Here is a 3757-nt window from a genome sequence, read left to right on the forward strand (position 1 = left end):
ATCCAAAGCAGGCCGCCGGTGATGACCAGGCAAATGGCGATGAGCTGCGTGAGCGTCATGGCGCCGCCGAACACGGAGCCACGTTCGGGATCGTCGCGAAAGAATTCCAGGAAGTAGCGCGCCACGCCGTAGAGAAAGAGGTAGGCGCCCACGACCTGGCCGTCGAATGTTTTTCGCCGGTAGAACCAGAGCACGAGGGCAAAAATGGCCGCGTTGGCTGCGGCCTCGTAAAGCTGCGCAGGGTGTAGCGGGATATTGAGCGGGGTCCCGGCATAGTCGTGCGCGATGGGGCTGGTAAACGTCACGCCCCAGGGTTCGTCGGTCGGGCGTCCGTAGCAGCAGCCGGCGGCGAAGCAGCCAATGCGTCCGATGATGTGGCCGAAGGCGATGCCGGGAGCGTAAGCGTCGAAAGTCTTCAGCAGCGGCATGCGATGCCGCCACATATACAGCGCGGCAACGGCGGAGCCGAGCAGCACGCCGCCATACCAAACGCCTGCGGCCTGCAGGAACACCAGCGCCGCCGTGACGCCGGGCGCTTGCCGATCGCCATGCAGCAGCGCGGAAAGCGTCGCGCGACTGAAGATGACCGGCAGCTCAGGCGACCACCCCGGCCAGTCCGTTACCAGCAGCATGAGCTTCGATCCGATGACGGCGGCGATGATGGAGAGGATGCCGAGGTTCCACGCGCGGTCGGGATCGATGCCTTCGCGCTCCGCCATCTTCACGCAGATGAGCAGGCCGAGGATCAGTCCGAGCGCCGCCAGCACGCCGAAGGTGGGAAGCGAGATGCGGCCGAAGTCAAGGAGACGTGGGAACACATACTCAGTTTAGACGAAGTGGAGGGGAGGCCGGCTTGCGTGCCGAGAGGGAATGCGGTGTGCGAGCACAGCTGCAAAATGAAAGACCGACCCGCGTGGCCGTGAGGTGGCCGTTTTTTGAACCGTCGCAATCGACGGCGGGAACCCGCCGCGGCCCTTTAGGCATCTCCGCATGGCGGAGCATCGCACACCGGACCGTATACGAGTCGAGCTCCCTCTTTTTTGAATGTTGGTTCAAAAAAGCGGTTACACCAGCACCAGCTTTGCAGGCCGGCTCTCGAATCCGAAGCTACAGAAAATGCGCGCCGCTGACAAGAGCGCAGCCTCAAATAGTTGGCATCGCAAATGCTGAGGCGGCTCGCCGCGGAAGCGCCCAGGGTGCAGAAGCGCCGGATGCGCTGCTACAATCGACGGAGCGACGTAACGGAGAATCGCGTCTTGACGAAACGTTTTTCCATCGGCACTCTGTTCGGCGTGCTCCTGTTCATGCTCGCCAGTGAACGCCCGGCACATGCCTACACCGATCCCGGTTCGGGCATGCTCATCTGGCAGGGCGTGGTCGCCGCCTGCCTGGGCGCGTCGTTCTACTTCCGCAAATTCTTCTACAAGCTCTTCGGCAAAAAACCTACGGACCCCAGGCAGGAGTAGGCTCACTCACGTGAGCGACCCTGCCCGCGCCGTTGCCGCTTCCTTCCGCGATCCTGCCGGCCGCGTCGTCCTGTTGCCGGAGCGCGTGCTGCGCGCAGTGCGCGCCGACGCGGTGCGCGACCTCGACGCGTTCCTTGCCTCGCCCGCTGCGACCACGCTCGGACTCAGGGGCAACCTGGTACGCACCAAAACGCTCGACGCTGCCAGCGTCGCCGCGCTGGAGCGGGAACCTTTGCTGACCTCGCTGCCATCGCTCGCTCCGATCTTTCGTGGCGCTGCGCGCGTGCTCGAGCACGAGCGCATCTGGTTTCCCGCGTATCCCTACGAGTGGTCGCCCGCCATGTTGTTCGATGCCGCGCTGCTCACACTCTCGCTGGCGGAAGGCTTGCTGCCTTCCGCGCTCGGACTGAAAGACGCCACGCCTTACAACATCCTGTTCCGCGCCGCCCAGCCGGTGTTCGTGGACGTGCTCTCGGTCGAGCGGCGCGAGCCGCGCGACGCGACCTGGCTGCCCTACGCACAGTTCGTCCGGACATTCCTTTTGCCGCTGCTTGTTTGGCAGCGTTACAGACTGTCGTTGAGTGGCGTCTTTCTCGCGCACCGCGACGGCTTGGAGCCGGAAGACGTTTATCGCATTGCCGGGCCGCTCGCACGCCTGTCGCCGCCGCTGTTTGGTTTGGTGACGATGCCGGCGTGGCTCGGCGCTAAACACGATCTGGACGACCAGACCATCTACCAGGCGAAGTTGATGTCGGATCCCGAACGCGCGCGCTTCGTGCTCGCCGCGCAGCTGCGCCGGCTGCGCAAGACGCTATATAAGGTTGCGCCGCGCGCGGACAAGTCCACCTGGTCGGACTACATGAAATCGCACAGCTACTCCGACGCGCACTTCGCGGGCAAAGAGAAGTTCGTGCGCGACGCGCTCGCCGAAACCACGCCCGCGCCGGGGCAGCCGGAGATGGCCGTGCTCGACGTGGGCTGCAACACCGGCTTCTTCAGCTTCCTCGCCGCCGAGCGCGCGGGCACCAGCGTTGTTGCGCTGGATTACGATCCGGAGGTCGTTGACCGCGTCTTCCGCGAGGCGCAGAAACGAAACGCGAACGTGCTGCCGCTCGTCGTGGACCTCACGCGTCCCTCGCCGGCAATGGGATGGCGCAACACCGAGGCCGCAAGCTTCCTCGACCGAGCGCGCGGCCGCTTCGATCTGGTGCTCATGCTCGCGGTGATCCATCACATGCTGGTGAGCGAGCGCATCCCGCTGGAAGACATCGTTGACCTCGCTGCCGACCTCACGCGCGACGCCGCGGTCATCGAATACGTGGACCCGAGCGACGCGATGTTCCGCCGGCTCACCCGCGGACGCGACGCTTTGCACTCCGGCCTTACGCGCGCGAGCTTCGAGCAGGCCGTCGCGCGGCGCTTCCATATTGCCCGCTCGCAGGAGCAGGGAACGCGGACACTCTACTTCCTGCGAAAGAAGCCCGCGTAGATGGGCCGCCGCTTCCTCATCGCGCTCTCGCTCGCGAACCTGATGTTCCTGCGCATCTGGCGGGAGCTGCTCAACGGCAAGCTGGCTTACTACTCGAAGGTCCCGCCCAACGGACTGATGGTCGGGCTGATGCTGGACGTCCTCTTGCTCGGCGCGCTTTTCTGGCTGGCAGCGGAGCTGGTAGAGCGGAGCCGCAGCCCGTTGCTCCGCTCAACCCTGGGTTGGATCTTCTTCGTCCTCGTGCTGCTGACGGCGAGCTTCAACAAGCTGGCGGTGGTCCTCCATGCGCGGCTCGGCATGATGGGGCTGGTACTGTTTGGGCTTCTGGCGATCGCGCTCTGCGCCATCTTCGCGCGCTGGCAAGACCGCATCGCGCATGGGCTCGCGGTGCTGTTGCTGGTGGCCTCGCCGTTCGTGGCCGTGACCTTCGCGCAGGGCGCATGGCTGCTGTATCAAGTGAATGGGGCGATGAACTTCGCCGAGCTGCCGCCGGCGGCGATGCTGCCGCCACCCTCGGTGACTGCACAGCCGGGCCCCCGCGTCGTCTGGATCATCTTCGATGAGCTGGACCAAAAGCAGGCCTTCGTCGCGCGCGACCCCAGCGTGCAGATGCCGGAGTTCGACCGCCTGCGCGCCGAATCGCTTTACGCCGAGAACGCCTACCCGCCCGCCCGCGCGACCGAGCTCTCGCTCCCCGCGCTGCTCACCGGAAGGCTGGTCGCTAAGGCTACCCCGCTCGGCTCCGATGAACTCATACTGCAGTTCGGGGAAGACAAGACGCCGCACCGGTGGAGTCGTGAGC

Annotated in this window: 4 protein-coding genes; 3 read left to right on the forward strand and 1 reads right to left on the reverse strand. The window is 65.2% G+C overall.

Going from position 1 to position 3757, the window contains the following annotated elements; all coding sequences use genetic code 11:
- Positions 1-818: prolipoprotein diacylglyceryl transferase (locus M3P27_12235; protein MDP9269077.1), on the reverse strand; the 818-nt coding region annotated here is incomplete at its 3' end.
- Positions 819-1256: 438 nt separating this feature from the next.
- Here M3P27_12235 and M3P27_12240 point away from each other — a divergent pair.
- From M3P27_12240 to M3P27_12250, 3 genes are all read left to right on the forward strand, one after another.
- Positions 1257-1466 (forward strand): hypothetical protein, encoded by a 210-nt coding sequence (locus M3P27_12240; protein MDP9269078.1) that lies wholly within the window; start codon positions 1257-1259, stop codon positions 1464-1466.
- Between the two features lie 10 nt (positions 1467-1476).
- Positions 1477-2955: a class I SAM-dependent methyltransferase gene (locus M3P27_12245; GenBank protein MDP9269079.1), complete on the forward strand. Its 1479-nt coding sequence runs from the start codon at positions 1477-1479 to the stop codon at positions 2953-2955.
- Positions 2956-3757 (forward strand): hypothetical protein (locus M3P27_12250; GenBank protein MDP9269080.1); only part of this gene is annotated, 802 nt, incomplete at its 3' end.

Source organism: Acidobacteriota bacterium, assembly GCA_030774055.1.
In the GTDB taxonomy this organism is placed as follows: domain Bacteria; phylum Acidobacteriota; class Terriglobia; order Terriglobales; family Acidobacteriaceae; genus JACPNR01.